Source organism: Chryseobacterium sp. PvR013, from assembly GCF_017833095.1.
Classification (GTDB): Bacteria; Bacteroidota; Bacteroidia; order Flavobacteriales; family Weeksellaceae; genus Chryseobacterium; species Chryseobacterium culicis_A.
Genome location: NZ_JAFIBT010000001.1, coordinates 1,289,641 through 1,309,315 on the forward strand (window position 1 = coordinate 1,289,641; position 19,675 = coordinate 1,309,315).

Sequence of the window (19,675 nt, forward strand, 5' to 3'; positions counted from 1 at the left end):
CCATTATCTTTATGAGAAAAATTTTTGCGGGAAAGTCAAAAAATGCGACTTTTCTCGGGATGTTTGCATTGATGAGTGCAACTTCGGCTTTATTGTATAGCTGTAATTTTAAAAATGAAGTGAATAACGACCCCGTCGTCAGTTCACAGGAACATCCTTCCGCAGAAATAGTCCCTAAAATGGATGATGAAAGTGTAGACCCGGATAAAAGAGTGATCTACCTTACCTTCGATGACGGCCCCAATCAGGGGACCGAAAATCTTTTAAAAATCCTGGACAAAAGAAATGTTTGTGCAACCGCCTTTCTGGTAGGAAAACATGCCTACGGAAGCAAAAAACAGAAAGATGATCTGCTGCTGCTGAAGCAAAACCCTCTTGTAGAACTTGCCAACCATAGCTTTAGTCATGCCCACAACAAATACACAGATTTTTATAAAAATGCTGAATCAGTAGTCCATGATTTTGATATCGCCAAAGACAGTCTGAAGCTTACTGATAAAATAGCAAGAACTCCCGGAAGAAATATCTGGAGACTCAACAATATTAACGTAACTGATATCAAAAGTTCTACTGCAGCAGCAGATGGCCTTAAGAAAGCAGGTTATAAAGTCATCGGCTGGGATCTCGAATGGAGACCTTCCCAGAAAATGACTTTGAAAGGAAGCCATGAAGCCATGATCAAGAAAGTGGACAGTATTTTCTTAAACGACCTTGAGAAAACTTCCAGACACCTTGTTTTCCTTACCCATGACCAATATCTGAGAGATGCGGACTCTATCAACGAGCTGGATCTGTTTATTGAAAAGCTACAGAGAAGCAACAAGTTTGTTTTCAGAAAAATTTCTCAGTATCCTAAAATTAATGAGGTTTTGAATTAATTTCACTGTAAAAGTATAAGGGAAATGTATTCATGACTGGGAACTGTCAGGGAAATTTCGGAAATTTGCATCTATGAGTATTAAAGAAAATTACAACGCTATAAAAGATCAGCTGCCATCCGGTGTTCAGCTGGTTGCTGTTTCGAAAACACATCCGGCTTCTGCAGTTCAGGAAGTGTATGATCTCGGACAAAAAGTTTTTGGAGAGAATAAAGTACAGGAACTGATGGAGAAAGCACCGCTGCTTCCTCAGGATATCCAATGGCACCTGATTGGTCATTTACAAACCAATAAAGTAAAATACATAGCTCCTTTCATAGATACCGTACAAAGTGTGGATTCCGAAAAATTATTGACAGAAATCAACAAAGAAGCAGGAAAGAACAACAGAGTCATTAAAGTTCTTTTACAGGTAAAAATTGCCGCAGAAGAAAGTAAATTCGGTCTTGAAATTTCTGAGGCTAAAGATGCTTACCAGCAATATCTTGAAGGTAAGTTTCCCCATGTTGAAATTACCGGCTTAATGGGAATGGCAACATTCACGGATGATGAGCAGCAGGTAAAAAATGAATTTTTAACCTTGAAGAGTCTTTTTGACGAATTAAATCAATTAAAAACTGCAAACACCTTATCAATGGGAATGAGTGATGATTTCCCTATAGCGATCGAGTGTGGTGCTAACTCTGTGAGGGTTGGATCTGCGATTTTTGGGAGAAGAGACTACTCAAAATAGAATATTTAGGTACAGTTTTTGCTAATAATTGAAACAAAAAATTTAAATTTGCAACTATGCAAAAAATCCTTATAGTAGAAGACGAAAAAGCAATCTCGGGAGTACTTCACAGTATTCTTTCGGATGAACTAACCGATTATGAATTTGTTATCGCCGAAGACGGCCTTGAAGGTTACAAACAGGTAGAAAAAGAAGATTTCGCTTTGGTGATTTCTGATATCAAGATGCCTAAACTTTCAGGAACCGAACTGTTGAAGCAAAGTCTTGCATTAAAACCAGAAACTACTTTTATCATGATTTCAGGCCACGCAGATATTGATTCTGCTGTTTCCTGTTTGAAGGACGGTGCATACGATTTTATTTCCAAACCAATTGATATCAACAGACTTATTACAAGTGTGAAAAATGCATTGGTTAAAGAAACTCTGAAGAAAGAAAACAAAAATCTTCAGACTGAAAATAAAACCTTAAAGAAAAAAGTAAGTAAAAAATACCAGATGATTGGTACCTCTCCTGCTCTCCAAAAGATTCAGGATATGATCGAAAAAGTAGCAGTTTCTGACGCCAGAGTTCTAATCACCGGGCCTAACGGTGCCGGAAAGGAATTGGTAGCCCATGCAATTCATAATCAAAGTGAGCGTGCAAGAGGTCCTATGGTAGAGGTAAACTGTGCGGCTATTCCATCTGAACTTATCGAGTCTGAACTTTTCGGACACGTAAAAGGATCTTTTACAGGTGCTATTAAAGATAAGCAGGGAAAATTTGAACAGGCTAATAATGGTACGATCTTCCTTGACGAGATTGGAGACATGAGTCTTATCGCTCAGGCTAAGGTATTGAGAGCCCTTCAGGAAAGCAAAGTTTCTCCTGTAGGAAGTGATAAAGAAATTAAAGTTGACGTAAGAGTAATTGCGGCAACCAATAAGAATATGCAGAAAGAAATTGAGGAAGGAAAATTCAGAGAAGACCTTTACCACAGACTTTCTGTAATTGAAATTTATGTTCCGCCTTTGGATGAAAGAAAAGAGGATATCAAATTGCTGGTTGAACATTTTTCAGGTATGATTGCTGATGAGCATGGTACAGCTACGAAAAAATTTGACGATAAAGCTATTGATGCTTTAAAAGCTCTTTCATGGACTGGAAATATCAGGGAATTAAGAAATGTTGTGGAAAGATTGATTATTCTTGGTGGAAACACTGTTTCTGAAGGTGACGTTGCAAGTTTTGTAAGGAAATAATAAAGTTATTATTTACCATATATAAAAATTTGCAGTGTTACCACTGCAAATTTTTTTTTGCCCCTATTTGAATTATAAACTATATGAATCTTAAAATATTATGAACTTTTTAAATAAAAACTATACAAAAGAATGCCTGACTTTGGCTCTGCCTGTGATGCTTACCCAGGTAGGGCAGGTTTCAGTAAATTTATTCGATAATATTATTGTCGGAAAACTTTTGGGTGCCGATGCACTGGCATCCGTTTCATTGGGTAACGCTGTGTTTTTCTCCATATTTGTATTAGCCCTGGGCTTTTCATTTGCAATCCCGCCATTGGTTTCGGAAGCACACTCAAAAGAGGATCATGCTACGATTAATTCCGTATTCAGCCACGGTTTCATTATCAATATGTCTGTTGGGATTATCCTTATGGTGGTTCTACTTTTGGGAATGCCACTACTCTATCACTCCGGACAACCCGCCAAGATCATTCCTGATACCGTAGGATTTTTAAGTATAATGGTGATCAGTATGATTCCGTTCATGGCATTCCAGACACTTCGTGAAGTTTCTGAAGGACTGTCTTATACCATTGGTGTTACGAAAGCTACCATTATTGCCAATATCATCAATATTGCATTAAACTATGTCTTTATCAAAGGACTTTGGGGAATACCTGCAATGGGTGTACAAGGATCTGCTTTAGCAACCTTGATTTCCAGAGTTTTCATGGTGGTTTTCCTGTATTTTGTATTGCTTAAAGAAAAAAGAACAAGACGCTATATCAAGGATTTTTCTTTAAAAATTCAGGATTTCTCAAAGCAAATGTTTGATAAAATGGTAAGACTTGGTTTGCCTACAGCTTTACAGATGTTCTTTGAAGTAACAGCATTTGCCGGGGCTGCATTTATCTGCGGGCTGATTTCTGCTCATGATATTGCTTCTCACCAGATCGCTTTAAGTATGGCTTCCTTCACCTTCAACCTATGCGTTGGGTTTAGTGTTGCTTCTACAGTAATGATCGGAAGAAAAGTGGGTGAACAGAACTTTGTGGAACTGAGAAAAGTAGGAGTCAACAACCTGAAGATTGCTTTTATTTTCATGTGTATCTGTGGATTGGTATTTATTCTAGGAAGAAATATACTCCCTACATTCTTCACGAAAAAAGAAGAAGTGGAAGTTATTATGCTGGCATCAAAACTAATGATCATTGCAGCTTTATTCCAACTTTCTGACGGAATTCAGGTGACGGCATTAGGAATGCTGAGAGGGCTTCAGGATGTGAAAATTCCATCTATCTATACCTTTATTGCTTATTGGGTAATTACCATTCCTTTGGGGTATTTCTTCTGTGTAACCTTGGAAATGGGAGCTTTCGGAATGTGGATCGCACTTGGATTAGGACTGACCGTATCAGCCGTTTTCCTGGTAAAACGATTCCTGAATATGTCTGCGAAAAGAATTAAGCAGAATTCATAAAAAAGAAAATAGCTGTTTCAAATTTGAGACAGCTATTTTTTTATTCTTTCTATTGGATTATTGAATACAATTAATTCCTTTAAATTTAATCTATTCTCTTCCCTAAAATCTTCAGACTTCTCTCCACACCATCCAGGATTGCTACATTAGGAAGGCTTCCCCAATCCTCAAAGCCGAAGTATCTGAACAGCTTCAAACTGGGCTCATTATGAAGAAAAATAAGAGCTACAAGGTTTTTTACCCCAAACTTTCCAGCGTTATCAATACAATACTGAAGAATAGTTTTTCCATATCCTTTTCCTCTGCAGGTTTCATCCAGATAAATGCTTACTTCTACCGTTCCATTGTATGCCGTTCTTTCATGGAATGAACTGAAGCTCACCCACCCTACGGTTTCATTCTGCTCATCTTCAACTACCCAAAGTGGTCTTGTCTGAGGATTGTGTTCCTCAAACCATTTTAGTTTGCTTTCTACAGAAACTTCTTCCATATCTGCAGTCACCATCCTGGAGGCTATTGTTGAATTATAAATGGCTACAATTCTATTTAAATCTGCCAATTCAGCATTTCTGAACTTTAATTTTTCCATTTGACGAATATTCGACTTAATTTTACACAAAAATACTAAATTTCAAAAAACACCCCATCAAAATCAATACTTAAATTATTAAATATTAATATTTAAAATAAAATACCCCTTAAAAACACATCAAAACATCATTAGTTAAAAAAAAAAAAAAACGAAACTTTTTTGATATACGCAAAGACGCAATGGAATTTGAAGATCAAATATTTTAAGGCACAAAGATTTTATCTTCGATAAAATTGAATACTGGTTATTTTTTAATCACTTGAAGATTCTTTTAATTAAGCAAATTCTAATTAAAAAAGGGCTAGCACAGTTTCCGCAACTTGCAGAAAAATTCATAGTCATCGCTTGCTGAAAATCTTTGATCTTCTTGTGCCTTAAAATTATAAATAAGGATTAAAAAAACTTTGCATCTTTTGCGATTTTCCAACAAAAGAATGATGTTTAAAATTATAAATAAGCATTGAGAAAATCTTTACATCTTTTTGCTTGTCAACGAAATTATTTCAAATCCTTTAAGATTCTATTCAAACTTCTCACTGTAATACCAAGATAGGCAGCCATATCTTCTTTAGAAATCTGAATACCTTGCTTTGACTGCATGTTCAGTAATTGTGTTACAGTATGTTCTACCGTATACAGCTGTTGATAAGATGCCCTGCTGGAAGTATTGATAATTCTTTCCGCAAACGAATCCAATAATAAATGGTTAAGAGCAAGATCATTTTTAATCAAAGATTTGAAATAGAAAACATTGACTTCGTAAACGGTCACTTCAGAGACTGCTTTTACCCCACATAAACAGCTGATATTCTTCATCAATTCTACTTCTCCAAGGATTTCCCCATTTCCCAGAAATTCGACAATATATTCTTTTCCGTTTTCTTCAGTAAGATAACATTTGGCAACACCTTCTTTAATCAACATAACCTTTGACAGTGGCTGATGCTGTATCAATATATTTTCTTCCCGGGAGAAATCCTTTACTACCACCTCTTCTCTACCCTCCTGCTTCATGTAAAGTTCTTCGAAATACTTTAGAAATTCCTGATTTGTTCGTAACATAGGTGTTCGGGACAAATGTCCTTTGTTTATTGAGTTTTTATACTGAATTTTGACACCAGAAAATTACAAAACAAAAATGAATAATCATATTACCACGATTGCCTTTGATGCTGATGATACCCTTTGGATCAACGAACCTTATTTTCAGGAGGCAGAAAAAGAATTCTGTATGCTGCTTGAAGATTATCTTCCGCAACATTCTGTGTCACAGGAACTGTTTAAAACGGAAATGCAGAATCTTCATTTGTATGGGTATGGAGTAAAAGGATTTATGCTTTGCATGATTGAAACTATTGGCAGAGTTTCCAATAATACGGCGTCATTAGAATTAGTGAATAAAGCGATTCAGCTGGGTCAGGATCTTCTTCAGAAACCAATTGAATTGTTGGATGGGGTCACGGAAACCCTTGAAAGCTTAAAGGGAAAATACCGACTGGTTGTCGCGACAAAGGGAGATCTTCTGGATCAGGAGCGTAAATTAAAAAATTCAGGCTTACAGGACTATTTCCATCACATTGAAATCATGAGTGATAAAAAAGAAAATGATTATAAAAAGCTTCTGAAACATCTGGATTGTCAACCTGAAAACTTCCTTATGCTTGGCAATTCTATAAAATCAGATATTTTACCGGTTCTGGAAATTGGAGGTCCTGCCGCCCATATTCCTTACCATGTCACATGGACTCATGAACAGCATGAAGTTAACCTGGAGCATCCGAATTTTATGGAGCTTAAGAGTGTTGATGAAATCTTAAAGCATCTTTAATATTTAAACCATTAAGGTCTGTTAAGAAAGTAAGATTATTAAGATGAGCTTCGCTTTAAGGAAAAGCCTAGTGCTATATTCTATAAAGTTTTATTTACTATCTTTTATTTCCTTATTATATTTTTTAATCAAAAAAAAAGACTGCTTATTACAAGCAGTCTCTTTTGTTATTTATTTCTTCAAACATTTTTCAAGGAACTGATCCTGCTCCCATAAAAGATGTAAGATATTTTCTTTCGCCTGGTATCCGTGGGCTTCTTTTGGAAGAAGAACCATTTTTACCGGAGCTCCAAGGTTTTTCAATGCCTGGAAGTATCTTTCAGTCTGCAAAGTAAATGTTCCCGGATTGTTATCCGCATCACCATGAATCAGAAGAAGAGGCGTTTTCATTTTGTCTGCATGCATGAATGGAGACATTGTATTGTAAATCTCCGGAACATCCCAATAGTTTCTCTGCTCGCTCTGGAATCCGAATGGCGTCAACGTTCTGTTGTAAGCACCACTTCTTGCAATTCCACATGCAAAAAGGTTAGAATGTGTCAAAAGGTTTGCAGTCATAAATGCACCATAAGAATGCCCGCCTACGGCTACTTTCTTTTTGTCGATGTATCCCAGATGATCAACAGCATCAATGGCAGCAGCAGCATTGGCTACCAACTGTGGAATAAAAGAGTCATTAGGCTCTGTTTTTCCTTCACCAATAATCGGGAAAGCGGCATCATCAAGAACAGCGTACCCTTTTGTTGTCCAGTATACAAAAGATCCGTAGTATGGGAATGTAAAATCGTTCGGGTTCTGAGTGTTCTGCCCTGCTGTATTTTTATCTTTATACTCTGTAGGATAAGCCCAAATTAGCAAAGGAAGCTTTTCTTTCTTCGTTTTTCTGTCATAATTAGCAGGAAGATAAAGGGTTCCGGTTAAGGTAACACCATCATTTCTCTTGTACGTAATCACTTCTTTATAAACGTCTTTAATACTTTCAAAAGGGTTTGCAAAGGTGGTTACAGCTTCTGCTTTATTAGATTTAATATTCTTTTTGAAGTAATTAGGATAAATGCTCGGCGATTGTTGAATGGTAAGAATTTCTCCTTTTGAAGCATTAAGAATATCAATAATTTCTTCTTTACCATTCTTTATATTCGAAGTGTAAAGTCTTTTCTTTTTCAGGGATTTTACATCCATTTCATCGATAAAAGGATGCTGTCCGTCTTTGGTGAATCCAGCTCCAATCAGGTAGGCTTTTCCTCCTTTCATGTCGATAACATATCTTCCGTACTGATTTTTTGTTGTATTAAAATTCCCCGGATCACTGTAAACATCCTGATAATTTCTATCATCGAAAACTTTAGATTCCCCGTTATTAGTATCTATCAGGTAAGATTTTGTATTTCTGGTATCATACCAGCCTTCAGAAACAATAGCATAATGATCATTAGTCCAAACTACATCATCATATCTTTGTCTTGTTTTGAAGAAAGATTTAGGAGCTGCTGTAAACGGAGCTTCCCAAGTAAATACCTCGTCTCTGTATTCTGCTGTTTTAGACTGGTCTCCTCCATCTAAAGCTTCGGCATAAGTAAGAGTTGCAGGCGCATCACTTCTCCATGCCATATCTCTTTTTCCGGTTCTTACCGATGAGAATCCTTTCGGCATGATTTCATTCAAAGGAACATCATTTACTGTTTTCACGGTATTTCCTTTCATATCATACACTACTGTTGTGGATGGAAATCGGTTAAGTGGAACGATATAGGAAAATGGTTTTTTGATCAGTGTAGCCATCAGATAATTTCCATCCGGAGAAAAACTTAAGCCGGCATACATATCCTGATCTTTCAGTTTCTTAAGATTACCGGTAAGATCTACAGTATAAATTTCAGAAGCCGTAAGGGTTTCAAAGTTTTTTTCATCCTGAGGATTTTTCAAAAGATCCTGGTAGGTTCTGTTCTGGGAAACTTTACCATCTGCTGTTGAAACAATAGGTCCTGTAGGAAGATCTTTGCTTGCATCGATAAGCGCAGCTCTGTTTTGTGGAATTGCTCTGATCAATAAGCTTTGAGAATCATTATACCACACATAAGGCATTCCTAAATTGGCATTCAGATTATCCGCTGTAATTTTTTTGGCAGAAGCCGTTTCCATATCTACAATCCAAAGCTCTACACCTTTATTGGTAGTATTGGTAAAAGCCAGTTTCTTTTCATCCGGAGAAAATGAAACATAGCCAATTTTTGGATTGGAAGGCAGGTTTTTTACCTGAATTTCATTTTTATCGTTAATTTTTCTGATCTTCAGATCATTAGAATAAGTGATACTGCTTGAAATATTAGTAACCGGATTGATTCTAAGTCCACCAAGCTTCATTTCATTCTGACTGAGATCTTCGAGTGTTTTATATGTTGGACGGTACGTAAAAACCACCCAGTCTTTTTTGCTGTTCATCAGAACACTTGGAGGTCTTTGATAATCTGCCAGTTTTAAAATCTCAGCAGAAGGTTTCTGATACGTAATATTTTCCTGTGCATCATAAAAATTGAGAAATGCCAAAAGGCAAATAGTCAGTTTTATCTTCATATAAATTCATTTTTTACGAATGTAGTGAATTTAAAAGAATTTTAACATTAAAAAATAAGACTCTTTTTAGTGTCATATTTATTTTTTCATTACATTTATCTTACAAATTAAAATAATATGAAAAATTTAAGAAAATTAACGAAGAAAAATCTAAAGACCGTTATGGGAGGGAGTGCTCCATTATGTGATCCGGGATTTATGGCTTGCAGAGTAAGAGACGAAAACGGAAATCTGATCTGGGAATGCTTACCTAACTGTAATTATTAATAAAGAAAGGCACTTCAAAAATGAAGTGCCTTTCTTTTATATTGTATTGTTCTTATTGTAAAATTACCAGTCTGAAGCTCTTTTTCTTCTTTCAATCATATGATCTACCGAAACTTTTCCAGCTCCGATCACGATGAGCAAAAGATAAACAGAAAGATAAATAAGGCTCATTTCTCTTTTTTCAAAAGGGTCTGCACCATGTACAACAAAGCCGGCAATGATCATTGTAAAGATCAGAAATCCTAAAGAAACTCTTGTGAAAAGTCCTAATATAAGGAGTATTGAACACACAAATTCAGCAAAAACGGTAAGAATCAGTGATATCTGAGGACCAAGACCCATAAAATCGAAAAACTCGATTTTACCTCCTGCCAACAGCATCTGAAGCTTTGGAAAACCATGAGAAAGCATTGCAAAACCTACAAACACTCTCACAACTAATAAAATAATATCTTTAAGTATTGAGCTTGAATTTGAATTATTATAGTTCATTTACTAAAAAATTTATACTAAGGTAATAAAAATCTTTTAATACAACGGGATTCCGGCTGTTTTAGTTTATCGGTAACCGAAATTTTTAAGATCTCTGTCGTTCTTTCTCCAATCTTTTTTCACTTTTACAAATAAGTTTAAATGAATTTTTTTGGTAAAGAATTTCTCAAGATCCAATCTTGCTTCAGTTCCTACTTTTTTGATGGCTTCTCCTTTGTGCCCGATAATAATTCCCTTTTGAGTATCTCTTTCTACATAAATAATAGAGTCTATAAAGATAATCCCTTCTTTTTCCTTGAACTGTTCAGTCACCACTTCCACAGAGTATGGAATTTCTTTATCATAATTCAGAAGGATTTTCTCACGAATTGCCTCGTTTACAAAAAATCTTTCAGGCTTATCAGTGTACTGATCTTTATCGTAGTAAGGTGGGTTTTCAGGAAGTAAAGATTTTATTTTTGGTAAAATAACTTCTGTATTGAAAGCATTTAACGCAGAGATAGGCAGAATTTCAGCCTTTGGAATTCTATTGTGCCAGTCTTCTACTAATTTTTCAAGACCTGCCTGATCAGTCTGGTCTACTTTATTTAATAAAAGAAGAACGGGTACAGGAATTTTATTCAATTTATCAATTAAAAATTCTGAAGGTTCTGCTTTATCGGTAACATCTACAATAAACAGGAACACATCGGCATCCTGCAGAGAGTCCTTTACAAAATCCATCATTTTTTCCTGCAATCCGTATTTTGGATCCAATACTCCGGGAGTATCAGAAAATACGATCTGAAGATCATCTTCATTATAAATACCAAAAATTCTGTGACGGGTTGTCTGAGCTTTCTGCGTTACAATCGCCAATTTCTCACCCATTAATTGGTTTAGCAAGGTCGATTTTCCCGCATTGGGCTTTCCAACTATATTTACAAATCCAGCTTTGTGCATAAAAATAATATTACGAACTGCAAAGTTAGTAAAACAAAATTGGTCTTTACGGTTAATCTCAATATTTAAAAGAAAAAAGAGAGTTATACAGTCTTAAATGGCTGTAATAAAAGAAAATTAAAAGCTGTTACCATGCTCATGTCATTACAAGATTGCAAAAAAACATAGGATTATTTTGTATTGCATTACCTAAAACTGATATTTTTGAATATTAGAATTCATCTTTATGAATATAGACCAGATTCTTGACCAGGTTTACCTTCTTCCTGAAACATCAAAAAACAGTTTAAAAGAACACATCACTGAAGTTTCGCACCCTAAAGGCTTTTGCCTGATGGAAGCCGATAAAGTGATTCCTTATCTTTATTTTATAAGAAAAGGGATTGCGCGCGCCTATTCTTCAACTTCTGATAATGATATTACCTTCTGGTTCGGGAGTGAAGGACAATGTATTCTTTCCATGAAAAGCTATGTAGAAGACAAACCAGGCTATGAAAGCATCGAATTACTGGAAGACTGCGATCTTTACAGAATGGAAACAGAAAGTCTCAGAAAACTGTTTAATGAAGATATTCATATTGCTAATTGGGGAAGAAAACTGGCAGAAGCTGAGATGATAAAATCTGAAGAACTCATTATTTCCAGACAGTTCAAAACTTCTCTGGAGCGTTACAAAGACATCATCACTTACCAGCCGGACTTGCTTAAAAGAGTTCAGCTCGGTTATATTGCGTCTTATCTTGGGATTACGCAGGTGAGTTTAAGCAGGATACGGGCGGAAATCAAGTAGATTTTAATTGAAAGATTTAAGGATTGAAAGATTTAAAAATTCTATGATTTCCTAGTTTATGTTTTGGCTAAAACCAATGGAATGATTACTCATATTGAAAGCGGACTAAAGTCCGCTCCTATTGATATGACCGTTGTCTTTTCTTCCATCTTCCAGTCTCCATCTTCATTCTTCCTGCTCCCCTCTTCCTTTCTTTAATTTCATTTTTTAACAATTGTAAAATTTTTTCTCCCGTTAAATGCTGAAATTTGCTGGAGAAAAATTTAAGAAATGAATTGGATCATATTAGTTATTGCAGGATTATTTGAAGTTGCCTTTGCATCATGCCTGGGAAAGGCAAAAGAAACATCAGGAACTGAAATGTACCTGTGGTATACCGGTTTCCTGATCACCATGACCATCAGTATGCTTTTGCTAATTAAAGCGACTCAAACCTTGCCTATCGGTACGGCTTATGCAGTATGGACAGGAATCGGAGCAGTAGGAACTGCCTTAATGGGAATTATTTTCTTTAAGGATCCAGTAAGCTTTTGGAGAGTTTTCTTTATTGTAACCCTTATTGGTTCTGTGGTAGGATTAAAGGCTGTCTCTTCCTCCCATTAAAAAGCGCATAAACTTCTATCTATATTTAAAAATGGAACCGTCTTCGTATTGAAGGCGGTTTTTGCATTTCTATTTTTATTTAATCTGATGGAATTGAGAAGGACGAAATTCTTTTATCTTTACGGAAAACTTTTTAACCTATGAAAAAAATTTTACTCCTTTTAGCAAGCAGTTTATTAACTGCCCAGCAAACCTCCGAATTACTTTCCAACAACTGGTATATTTCTAAAATGGTGACCAGCGGCGGCCAAACAACCAATACTCCTGTGATTGACAATGGAGTTCCTGCAACGACCTTTAATTCTGCTGGAGGAACAAGCTATGTGATTAATTCCAGGTATTACAACACCTCTATGATGAGTTTCGGGGTCATACCCGGAGGTAATAATCTCATCAAAACAGCAAGCTCGTGTACTCTTTTGTTTTATAACGGAGGAAATGCGGCACCTGTTCGTGCCTACGATCAGAAAAACTGTGATGCGTATGTTTTAGGAGCTTACGGATCTATATACAGCTATCAGATCACAAACAATGGCAATATTAAAACACTTGCGATCACAGATCCTTCAGGGAACAAAATATACTATAACAATACTCCACAACTGAGCACTAAAGAAGTTCAAGCAGCCGCGAAAACCTTTAAAGCGTATCCAAACCCGGTAAAAGAGGTTTTACATCTTGAAAACATTGAGAGAAATCTTTCCCTTAAGATCTACGATTTATCAGGGAAACTGGTATTTGAAACTACAACCCATAGCAACAAAACCTCGATTGATACAAGCAGTCTGCAGAAAGGGCAGTACATGATAACGATAGAAAATTATAAGCCCTATGCTTTTGTCAAAGAATAAAAGAGAACATTTCATCATATAAAAACCCGCTTCAATGTTGAAACGGGTTTTATTTTATTTTTTATAGACTACAGGTAAAATTTCATTATGCCTTAGTCCGTATTTTTTAATTTCTTCTTCAGAGAATTTCTGGGAATAAAAGTTGGGTTCTATTTCAAAGCCTGCTTTTCTCAGGCGGTCAAAATAATCCATTCCGTACCAACGAACGTGATCATACTGACCGAAGTGTTTCTGACGTTCTTTTGGATCTTTAATGGTAAAATCTTCATAGGTTTTCTCCAATGAATTTTTCATCGGAACCTGAAGAATTCCCCATCCACCGGGTTTCATTACCCTGTAGAGCTCGCTCATTGCTTTTGCATCGTCTTCAATATGTTCCAGAACATGGTTACAGAAAACAATATCAAAGCTTTCATTTTCAAAAGGTAAATCCAGGATATCTGCTTTCACATCTACAATGGGAGAATATAAGTCTGCCGAAATATAATTCAGGTTACTCATTCTCTTGAATTTTCTTAAAAATTCCTGTTCGGGAGCGATATGCAGTACTTTATAATTTTTAATGAAAAAATCAGTTTCATTCTGAAGATAGAGCCACATCTGACGGTGTCTCTCCAAGCTTAAAGTTCCTGGCGAAAGAGCATTTTCTCTTTGTTTTCCATATCCATAGGGAAGGAATTTCCTGTAAGATCTTCCATCAATGGGATCCAAAAATTGATCTCCTTTGAAAAACTGATAAATAAGCGGTCTTGCCCAGATGCTCATTTTGATAAGCATCGGACGTGGAATTTTATTCAGTAAAAGCTTAGTTACCTTTTTCATTAAAAATCCAGTTGGAACTGCTTCTCTTCATCACTTACAATCCCTAAAGCTTCGTATACATAATCAAATGTAGAAAGCAATACCGGCTTACCGTTGATTACTGCTACATCATGTTCGAAGTGAGCAGATGGCATATTATCTAAAGTAGTTACCGTCCAGCCGTCATTATGGAACTTTACTTTTTCAGTACCCATATTCACCATTGGTTCAATAGCAATTGCCAAACCGTCTTTAATTACTTTTCCGCTTCCTTGTCTTCCGTAGTTAGGAACCTGTGGGTCTTCGTGCATTTTTCTTCCCAATCCGTGTCCTACAAGCTCTCTTACCACTCCATATCCTTCTTTTTCACAATGTGCCTGGATTGCATGGGAGATATCTCCTATTCTCTTTCCTCTGACAACCTGCTCAATTCCTTTGTATAAAGATTCTTTGGTAACCTGCAGTAATTTTTTAACCTCAGGTTTTACTTCCCCGATTTCAAAAGTGTAGGCATGATCTCCTACGAAACCATTAAGGATCACTCCACAGTCAACAGAAAGAACATCTCCTTCTTTCACTACATCGTTGTTAGGAAAACCATGAACTACCTGCTCATTCGGAGAGATACAAAGAGAATTTGGAAATCCTCCATACCCTAAGAATGCAGGTTCAGCACCGTGATCTTTAATAAAATCATGAGCCAGTTTATCTAAATATAAAGTAGTAATCCCTGGTTTAATTTCTTTTGCCAACATTCCCAATGTTTTAGAAACCAATCGGGCACTCTCCTTCATGAGACGTAATTCGTCTATCGTTTTTAATTGAATCATTGTATATAGATATTAGATGTTAGATGTTAGAAGCTAAATTACAGCGTTATGCTTATTTTTACTTCCCAACATCTACAGAACTTTCTATTATAAATTATAAAAGACCAAAAGCATTTGATATTAAAAAACTAACCTCTAATATCTAGCTTCTAACTTCTATATCTTACCAGAAAAGTCCTTTTTTCTTTTCTTTTTTAAGTTTTGAATAAGCAAGAACTTCTTTTCCTTCTACACGGAATTCTATTCTTTCCTGAATAATATTGTAGATCTCACCCCATCCTGGAAATCCTCCTAAATTTCTGTCATCAATAAACCAGTCTGCATCTAATTTTCTGGACTGACTTTCAGGATCAAAAACTTCTCCTTCGAAGCTTGAGTTCACAGAATAAAATTCTATTCCGTTTTTTTTACAGAATTCTACCGCTTCATCTAAAGTTTTTCCGTGTCTGTATGTCCAAAGTATCAATCTGAATCCTTCAGCCTGAAGTCTCTTCAACGTTTCGAATGCAAAAGTTTTCGGTTTACCAATTGCCGGGTAAGCATCATCAACAATAGTCCCGTCAAAGTCAACAGCGATCTTTTTATTATTTAACATTTTGTCTTTTTTTAGCTTTGCAAAGATAAGAAATAAAAAGAGTGCCCAAAAGAAAGGCACTCAATTACTTTTATATTTTAAATAATAATATAGATCTTATTAGCTTTTCACCCAGCTAAACTGGAACTGAAGATCCGGAGTAGAAACCCGGTCTGTGATCTTCTGAAGTCTTGCAGGAAGCTTCATCAGATATTCCTGAGCTTTTTCCGCTTTTTCTGTAAGTCCTTTTACATGCTCAATTTTCCATTCATCTAAAAGGTCCTTCATAATATTGATATAATCCTGACCTGTATACACCATACATCTTTGTGCTGCATCTGAGAAATGTCCCCAAAGTTCACCAGCTTTTTGTCCGGACTGTCTCATTAAGTGAGCAGGCATTACAATTTTCTTACGCATCATATCTTCGAATGCAAGGATCATTTCTGAAGGGTCTACTTCAAGAATTTTTGCTACGAAATGTTTGTATGCTTTAGCATGTCTTGCTTCATCTGCAGCAATTACTCCACACATTTTTGCTAATTTTCCGTTTCCGGATTGTTTAGCCAATGTACCTACTCTTCTGTGAGAAATATTGGTAGCTGTTTCCTGGAAGCTTGTATAAATGAAGTTTCTGTACGGGTCCATACTTGTTCCCAAATCGAATCCGTCATTGATAAGATATTGAGTAGTGATCTCAACTTCTCTCATGTTTACTCTTCCGCACAGATAAAGATATTTGTTTAATAAATCTCCGTGTCTGTTTTCCTCAGCAGTCCATGCTCTTACCCAATTGGACCAGCCTAATCTTTCTTCCTGATTAATTCCGTCAACTCCCATCAACCAAGACTCATACGAAGGAAGAGCTTCCTCTGTGATACAGTCTCCGATTAGTGTTACAAAAAGGTCATAAGGCATTTCACGGGCAAAAGTCTGAATTTCTTCTAAGTCGTGTTTAAATTCATCGCTTGAAGGATCTGGTAAATAATCGGAAGGCTGCCAGATTTTTTCAATTGGCGTTAAAAATTTATCAAGAAAAGAACCTACTTCCTTTTCCAATAATCCCATTACTTCTTTCCTAACAAGCTTTTGATACATTTTACTATTCAGTTTTAATTTACAAAGATATGATTTATTTATTATTTAGCGCATAATAAAGTATGCAAGTCATACCTTATCTGACATAAATCATAAAAAGAATGCCGCTATAGAGATATAACGGCATTCTTTTAACAATATTATTGCATATTAATTAACCAAAACATCTCCTGTCATTGCATCTGGTATTTCCACTCCCATTACTTTAAGAATGGTAGGTGCCACATCTCCCAGTTTTCCGGGTTTTAAGTTCCAGGTTTGGTCTTTATCCATAACGATAAAAGGAACCAGATTTGTAGAATGCTGGGTATTAGGAGTTCCGTCCGGATTCATCATGACATCAGAGTTTCCATGGTCGGCAAGAATAAAAACAGCATATCCGTTTTCATAAGCAGCGGTAGCTACTTTTTCGATACACAGATCTACCACCTCAGCGGCTTTTACAGCTGCTTCAAAAACACCTGTATGCCCTACCATGTCTGTATTGGCAAAATTTAAACAAACAAAATCAGCTGTTCCCTGTTCCAGTTCCGGCACAATAGCATTGGTAATATCATATGCTGACATTTCCGGCTTCAGATCGTAAGTAGGAACATCTTTCGGGCTTGGGCACAATAATCTTCTTTCGCCTTTAAACTCTTCCTCTCTTCCTCCTGAAAAGAAGAAAGTAACGTGCGGATATTTCTCAGTTTCTGCGATTCTGATCTGGGTTCTTCCATTTTTCTCAAGAATTTCACCCATGGTTTCCGTTAATACGTTTTCATCAAAAACAACCTGTACATTCTGGAATGTTTTATCATAATTCGTTAATGTGATATAATAAAGATTTAGCTTTTTCATATCATATTCCGGGAAATCTTTCTGAGAAAGTACTTCTGTAATTTCTCTCCCTCTGTCTGTACGGAAGTTGAAACAGATCACCACATCATTATCAATGATTTTTGCCACCGGTACTACATTTCCTGTAGCAGTAGTGTTCATTAGAATGATTGGTTTCAGGAATTCATCGGTAATATTATTATCATAAGAAGCTTTAATAGCTGCCAATGCATCTGTTGTAGGCTCTCCTACTCCTTCTACAAGGGCATCATAAGCCAGTTTTACACGCTCCCATCTTTTATCTCTGTCCATGGCATAATATCTTCCTACCACTGTTGCCAGCTTTCCTGTAGTTGCTTCCATATGTTTTTGAAGCTCATCGATAAATCCAAATCCAGAGTGTGGATCACAGTCTCTACCATCGGTAAATGCATGAACAAAAACGTTCTCATTCAATCCAAATTCTTTTGCAGCAGTCAGTAATCCTTTTAAGTGATTGATATGTGAGTGTACTCCTCCATTAGAAACCAATCCGATAAAGTGTATTTTTTTATTTTCTCTTTTGGCATATTCAAAAGCATCCTGAATCACTTTTTCCTGACCCAGTGTTCCGTTTTCCACTGCCATATTCAGTTTCACCAGATTTTGGTATACTACTCTTCCGGCTCCCAGGTTCATGTGTCCTACTTCAGAATTCCCCATCTGTCCGGCAGGCAGACCAACAGCCAACCCACTTGCTTCAAGCGTAGTATGTGGAAATTTTTGGTAACAGCTGTCTATGAATGGAGTATTTGCTTTATCTATTGCAGAAACGTCAGGGTTTGTTCCCAATCCCCATCCGTCAAGAATGGCCAGTATTGCTTTTTTTGACATTTTGTAAAACTTTTGTAAGACAAATTTACCTAATTTCCTATGAATAGAAGAATTTGAAGACTTGAATTTTATGGACTGATGATGATAAGTCATCCAACCGTGTCATGGTTTTGAACCTTGACACGGTTTAAAAATTGAAATTTCGTTGATTATTTCCCTTCATTAATCGGTAAATCTTTTTAATTTTGCAGTATGGATTTACGAGATCAATTGAAGAATCTTTTTCCTGAGCATGAAGAGCAGGATTTTGAGATGCCTGAAGAGCAATTCAAGCAGAAAGAGCCTTTGGTATGCAAATTTGAGAAAAAAGGAAGAAATGGTAAGCCTGTAACAATTGTTGAAGGTTGGGAAGGCAGTGAGGAAGACCTCAAAAAAATCTCAAAGAAAATAAAAACCACCCTGGGTATAGGCGGCTCTGAAAAGGATGGAACGATTATCATTCAAGGGGATAACCGTGATAAAATAATGAATATCCTTAAAGAAATGGGATATAAAACCAAACGTGTTGGCGGATAGATTTAGAAATAGATCTGGGTTTCCGGCAGTAAGGTTTTTAAGTTTTCAATTTTAGATTTTTCTATAGGATTTCCTGTAAGAATCAACGTTTTCAGGTTTTTAAGCTGTTTGATTTCTTCAGGAATATCTTTCAGATTGTTGTTGGCCAGATTCATACTGACGATATCTTTCAACCCTTTTACTTTGGGTGAAATTTCTGTGATATTATTTCCACTGACATTTAAAAATTCAAGATGTTTGGCTTTGAAAAGGTTCTCAGGAAGCCTGATAATAGCATTCTGCTGCAGTTCAAGATATTTTAAATTTTCAGGAAAAGATAAATTTCCAAGGTCATTGATCTGATTATCTGAAAGGTTCAGGAATTTCAGGTTTTTGATCTGCTTAAGTCTGTCTGCAATGAAGCTGATCTGATTCCCCTGCAGGTTAATTTCTTCCAGGGTCGGAATTTCCATTAAGGCTTCCGGAAAGGTATTCAGATTGTTGGCATCAAAATGTACTACTTTTAGGTTCTGAAGTTGTGCAAGATTAGGATTAATGCTTGTCAGACTATTCAGATTCATTGAAAAAGTGGTTAGTTTCTTAAGCTTGCTTACCTCATCGGGAATATATTTAATGCTGTTTTCATTCACATTTAAAATTTCCAGTCCTTTTAATTCAAAGAGTTCCTGATCCATTTTCTCAAGCTTATTGGCCATGATATTCAGAAAGAATAATGAATCCAGTTTCACGATCTGAGGGGGAAGGTTGAACAATCCCTTTTCTCTGAAACTCATACTGTACACGGCTTTTTTACTGCTTAAAGCATCTTCAATATTGGTAAAAGTAGGATATTTCACCGGATCAATCTGTGCTTTGATCTGAGAAAGTGATAATATGGAAATAAGTAAGAAAAGCTTTTTCATAAACATAAA

21 protein-coding genes are annotated in these 19,675 nt (G+C 36.2%); 10 read left to right on the plus strand and 11 right to left on the minus strand.

Annotation, left to right across the window (positions count from 1 at the left end; all coding sequences use genetic code 11):
• Positions 1-11 precede the first annotated feature (11 nt).
• The 4 genes from JOE44_RS05865 to JOE44_RS05880 all read left to right on the plus strand — a co-directional run bounded on the left by JOE44_RS05865 (position 12) and on the right by JOE44_RS05880 (position 4,314).
• On the plus strand, positions 12-878 hold the full coding sequence (locus JOE44_RS05865) for a polysaccharide deacetylase family protein (protein WP_209784751.1): 867 nt from the start codon (positions 12-14) through the stop codon (positions 876-878).
• Between the two features lie 73 nt (positions 879-951).
• Positions 952-1,611, plus strand: coding sequence for a YggS family pyridoxal phosphate-dependent enzyme (locus tag JOE44_RS05870; RefSeq protein ID WP_209784752.1), 660 nt, complete (start codon positions 952-954; stop codon positions 1,609-1,611).
• 56 nt (positions 1,612-1,667) lie between these two features.
• Entirely contained in the window at positions 1,668-2,852 is a 1,185-nt protein-coding gene (locus tag JOE44_RS05875; protein ID WP_209784753.1) for a sigma-54 dependent transcriptional regulator, read from the plus strand.
• A gap of 100 nt (positions 2,853-2,952) precedes the next feature.
• On the plus strand, positions 2,953-4,314 hold the full coding sequence (locus JOE44_RS05880) for an MATE family efflux transporter (RefSeq protein WP_209784754.1): 1,362 nt from the start codon (positions 2,953-2,955) through the stop codon (positions 4,312-4,314).
• Between the two features lie 85 nt (positions 4,315-4,399).
• Here the strand turns inward: JOE44_RS05880 and JOE44_RS05885 are convergent, their stop codons facing one another.
• Both JOE44_RS05885 and JOE44_RS05890 read right to left on the minus strand, forming a co-directional pair.
• Positions 4,400-4,903: a GNAT family N-acetyltransferase gene (locus JOE44_RS05885; RefSeq protein ID WP_209784755.1), complete on the minus strand. Its 504-nt coding sequence runs from the start codon at positions 4,901-4,903 to the stop codon at positions 4,400-4,402.
• A 501-nt stretch (positions 4,904-5,404) separates the two neighbouring features.
• Positions 5,405-5,968: a Crp/Fnr family transcriptional regulator gene (locus tag JOE44_RS05890; RefSeq protein ID WP_209784756.1), complete on the minus strand. Its 564-nt coding sequence runs from the start codon at positions 5,966-5,968 to the stop codon at positions 5,405-5,407.
• A gap of 76 nt (positions 5,969-6,044) precedes the next feature.
• Between JOE44_RS05890 and JOE44_RS05895 the strand changes: the two genes are divergently transcribed.
• Positions 6,045-6,734: an HAD family hydrolase gene (locus JOE44_RS05895; RefSeq protein ID WP_209784757.1), complete on the plus strand. Its 690-nt coding sequence runs from the start codon at positions 6,045-6,047 to the stop codon at positions 6,732-6,734.
• A 171-nt stretch (positions 6,735-6,905) separates the two neighbouring features.
• On the opposite strand, the gene JOE44_RS05900 is transcribed toward JOE44_RS05895, so the two are convergent.
• Positions 6,906-9,308 carry a prolyl oligopeptidase family serine peptidase gene (locus tag JOE44_RS05900; RefSeq protein ID WP_209784758.1) on the minus strand — a complete coding sequence of 801 codons (2,403 nt, stop codon included), beginning with the start codon at positions 9,306-9,308 and terminating at the stop codon, positions 6,906-6,908.
• Positions 9,309-9,425: 117 nt separating this feature from the next.
• Here JOE44_RS05900 and JOE44_RS05905 point away from each other — a divergent pair, with 117 nt between their 5' ends.
• On the plus strand, positions 9,426-9,575 hold the full coding sequence (locus JOE44_RS05905; protein ID WP_209784759.1) for a hypothetical protein: 150 nt from the start codon (positions 9,426-9,428) through the stop codon (positions 9,573-9,575).
• Between the two features lie 63 nt (positions 9,576-9,638).
• Here JOE44_RS05905 and JOE44_RS05910 read toward each other — a convergent pair whose 3' ends face one another.
• Together JOE44_RS05910 and era are read right to left on the minus strand one after the other, a co-directional pair.
• The gene (locus JOE44_RS05910; protein WP_105682606.1) at positions 9,639-10,067 is read right to left on the minus strand and encodes a DoxX family protein; all 429 of its coding nucleotides are present in this window, start codon (positions 10,065-10,067) and stop codon (positions 9,639-9,641) included.
• A 66-nt stretch (positions 10,068-10,133) separates the two neighbouring features.
• Complete coding sequence (gene era, locus JOE44_RS05915; RefSeq protein WP_047384549.1) at positions 10,134-11,009, minus strand: GTPase Era; 876 nt, start codon at positions 11,007-11,009, stop codon at positions 10,134-10,136.
• A 226-nt stretch (positions 11,010-11,235) separates the two neighbouring features.
• Between era and JOE44_RS05920 the strand changes: the two genes are divergently transcribed.
• The 3 genes from JOE44_RS05920 to JOE44_RS05930 all read left to right on the plus strand — a co-directional run bounded on the left by JOE44_RS05920 (position 11,236) and on the right by JOE44_RS05930 (position 13,253).
• Positions 11,236-11,799 (plus strand): Crp/Fnr family transcriptional regulator, encoded by a 564-nt coding sequence (locus tag JOE44_RS05920; protein ID WP_105682607.1) that lies wholly within the window; start codon positions 11,236-11,238, stop codon positions 11,797-11,799.
• Positions 11,800-12,069: 270 nt separating this feature from the next.
• The gene (locus JOE44_RS05925; protein ID WP_045496196.1) at positions 12,070-12,402 is read left to right on the plus strand and encodes a multidrug efflux SMR transporter; all 333 of its coding nucleotides are present in this window, start codon (positions 12,070-12,072) and stop codon (positions 12,400-12,402) included.
• 140 nt (positions 12,403-12,542) lie between these two features.
• Complete coding sequence (locus JOE44_RS05930; RefSeq protein ID WP_209784760.1) at positions 12,543-13,253, plus strand: T9SS type A sorting domain-containing protein; 711 nt, start codon at positions 12,543-12,545, stop codon at positions 13,251-13,253.
• Between the two features lie 54 nt (positions 13,254-13,307).
• On the opposite strand, the gene JOE44_RS05935 is transcribed toward JOE44_RS05930, so the two are convergent.
• The 5 genes from JOE44_RS05935 to gpmI all read right to left on the minus strand — a co-directional run bounded on the left by JOE44_RS05935 (position 13,308) and on the right by gpmI (position 18,248).
• Positions 13,308-14,075, minus strand: coding sequence for a class I SAM-dependent methyltransferase (locus JOE44_RS05935; protein ID WP_209784761.1), 768 nt, complete (start codon positions 14,073-14,075; stop codon positions 13,308-13,310).
• Positions 14,075-14,884, minus strand: coding sequence for a type I methionyl aminopeptidase (gene map / locus JOE44_RS05940; RefSeq protein ID WP_034696736.1), 810 nt, complete (start codon positions 14,882-14,884; stop codon positions 14,075-14,077). The genes JOE44_RS05935 and map overlap by 1 nt, the downstream gene beginning before the upstream one ends.
• Before the next feature lie 163 nt (positions 14,885-15,047).
• Positions 15,048-15,479 carry a hypothetical protein gene (locus JOE44_RS05945; RefSeq protein WP_209784762.1) on the minus strand — a complete coding sequence of 144 codons (432 nt, stop codon included), beginning with the start codon at positions 15,477-15,479 and terminating at the stop codon, positions 15,048-15,050.
• Between the two features lie 99 nt (positions 15,480-15,578).
• Complete coding sequence (locus JOE44_RS05950; protein WP_209784763.1) at positions 15,579-16,556, minus strand: acyl-ACP desaturase; 978 nt, start codon at positions 16,554-16,556, stop codon at positions 15,579-15,581.
• A 150-nt stretch (positions 16,557-16,706) separates the two neighbouring features.
• The gene (gpmI, locus tag JOE44_RS05955; protein WP_209784764.1) at positions 16,707-18,248 is read right to left on the minus strand and encodes a 2,3-bisphosphoglycerate-independent phosphoglycerate mutase; all 1,542 of its coding nucleotides are present in this window, start codon (positions 18,246-18,248) and stop codon (positions 16,707-16,709) included.
• 192 nt (positions 18,249-18,440) lie between these two features.
• Here gpmI and JOE44_RS05960 point away from each other — a divergent pair, with 192 nt between their 5' ends.
• Complete coding sequence (locus JOE44_RS05960) at positions 18,441-18,764, plus strand: translation initiation factor (protein WP_103293686.1); 324 nt, start codon at positions 18,441-18,443, stop codon at positions 18,762-18,764.
• Between the two features lie 2 nt (positions 18,765-18,766).
• Here the strand turns inward: JOE44_RS05960 and JOE44_RS05965 are convergent, their stop codons facing one another.
• The gene (locus tag JOE44_RS05965; protein ID WP_209784765.1) at positions 18,767-19,666 is read right to left on the minus strand and encodes a leucine-rich repeat domain-containing protein; all 900 of its coding nucleotides are present in this window, start codon (positions 19,664-19,666) and stop codon (positions 18,767-18,769) included.
• Positions 19,667-19,675 lie beyond the last annotated feature (9 nt).

Bases quoted from the DNA above. Each gene is read 5' to 3' on its own strand.
- JOE44_RS05875 (WP_209784753.1), top strand. From the start codon at position 1,668: ATGCAAAAAATCCTTATAGTAGAAGACGAAAAAGCAATCTCGGGAGTA.
- JOE44_RS05885 (WP_209784755.1), bottom strand. From the start codon at position 4,903: ATGGAAAAATTAAAGTTCAGAAATGCTGAATTGGCAGATTTAAATAGA.
- JOE44_RS05900 (WP_209784758.1), bottom strand. From the start codon at position 9,308: ATGAAGATAAAACTGACTATTTGCCTTTTGGCATTTCTCAATTTTTAT.
- JOE44_RS05935 (WP_209784761.1), bottom strand. From the start codon at position 14,075: ATGAAAAAGGTAACTAAGCTTTTACTGAATAAAATTCCACGTCCGATG.
- JOE44_RS05945 (WP_209784762.1), bottom strand. From the start codon at position 15,479: ATGTTAAATAATAAAAAGATCGCTGTTGACTTTGACGGGACTATTGTT.
- JOE44_RS05890 (WP_209784756.1), bottom strand. From the start codon at position 5,968: ATGTTACGAACAAATCAGGAATTTCTAAAGTATTTCGAAGAACTTTAC.
- JOE44_RS05865 (WP_209784751.1), top strand. From the start codon at position 12: ATGAGAAAAATTTTTGCGGGAAAGTCAAAAAATGCGACTTTTCTCGGG.
- JOE44_RS05950 (WP_209784763.1), bottom strand. From the start codon at position 16,556: ATGTATCAAAAGCTTGTTAGGAAAGAAGTAATGGGATTATTGGAAAAG.
- JOE44_RS05960 (WP_103293686.1), top strand. From the start codon at position 18,441: ATGGATTTACGAGATCAATTGAAGAATCTTTTTCCTGAGCATGAAGAG.
- era (WP_047384549.1), bottom strand. From the start codon at position 11,009: ATGCACAAAGCTGGATTTGTAAATATAGTTGGAAAGCCCAATGCGGGA.
- JOE44_RS05920 (WP_105682607.1), top strand. From the start codon at position 11,236: ATGAATATAGACCAGATTCTTGACCAGGTTTACCTTCTTCCTGAAACA.
- JOE44_RS05930 (WP_209784760.1), top strand. From the start codon at position 12,543: ATGAAAAAAATTTTACTCCTTTTAGCAAGCAGTTTATTAACTGCCCAG.
- JOE44_RS05925 (WP_045496196.1), top strand. From the start codon at position 12,070: ATGAATTGGATCATATTAGTTATTGCAGGATTATTTGAAGTTGCCTTT.
- gpmI (WP_209784764.1), bottom strand. From the start codon at position 18,248: ATGTCAAAAAAAGCAATACTGGCCATTCTTGACGGATGGGGATTGGGA.
- JOE44_RS05870 (WP_209784752.1), top strand. From the start codon at position 952: ATGAGTATTAAAGAAAATTACAACGCTATAAAAGATCAGCTGCCATCC.
- JOE44_RS05905 (WP_209784759.1), top strand. From the start codon at position 9,426: ATGAAAAATTTAAGAAAATTAACGAAGAAAAATCTAAAGACCGTTATG.
- JOE44_RS05965 (WP_209784765.1), bottom strand. From the start codon at position 19,666: ATGAAAAAGCTTTTCTTACTTATTTCCATATTATCACTTTCTCAGATC.
- JOE44_RS05895 (WP_209784757.1), top strand. From the start codon at position 6,045: ATGAATAATCATATTACCACGATTGCCTTTGATGCTGATGATACCCTT.
- JOE44_RS05910 (WP_105682606.1), bottom strand. From the start codon at position 10,067: ATGAACTATAATAATTCAAATTCAAGCTCAATACTTAAAGATATTATT.
- map (WP_034696736.1), bottom strand. From the start codon at position 14,884: ATGATTCAATTAAAAACGATAGACGAATTACGTCTCATGAAGGAGAGT.
- JOE44_RS05880 (WP_209784754.1), top strand. From the start codon at position 2,953: ATGAACTTTTTAAATAAAAACTATACAAAAGAATGCCTGACTTTGGCT.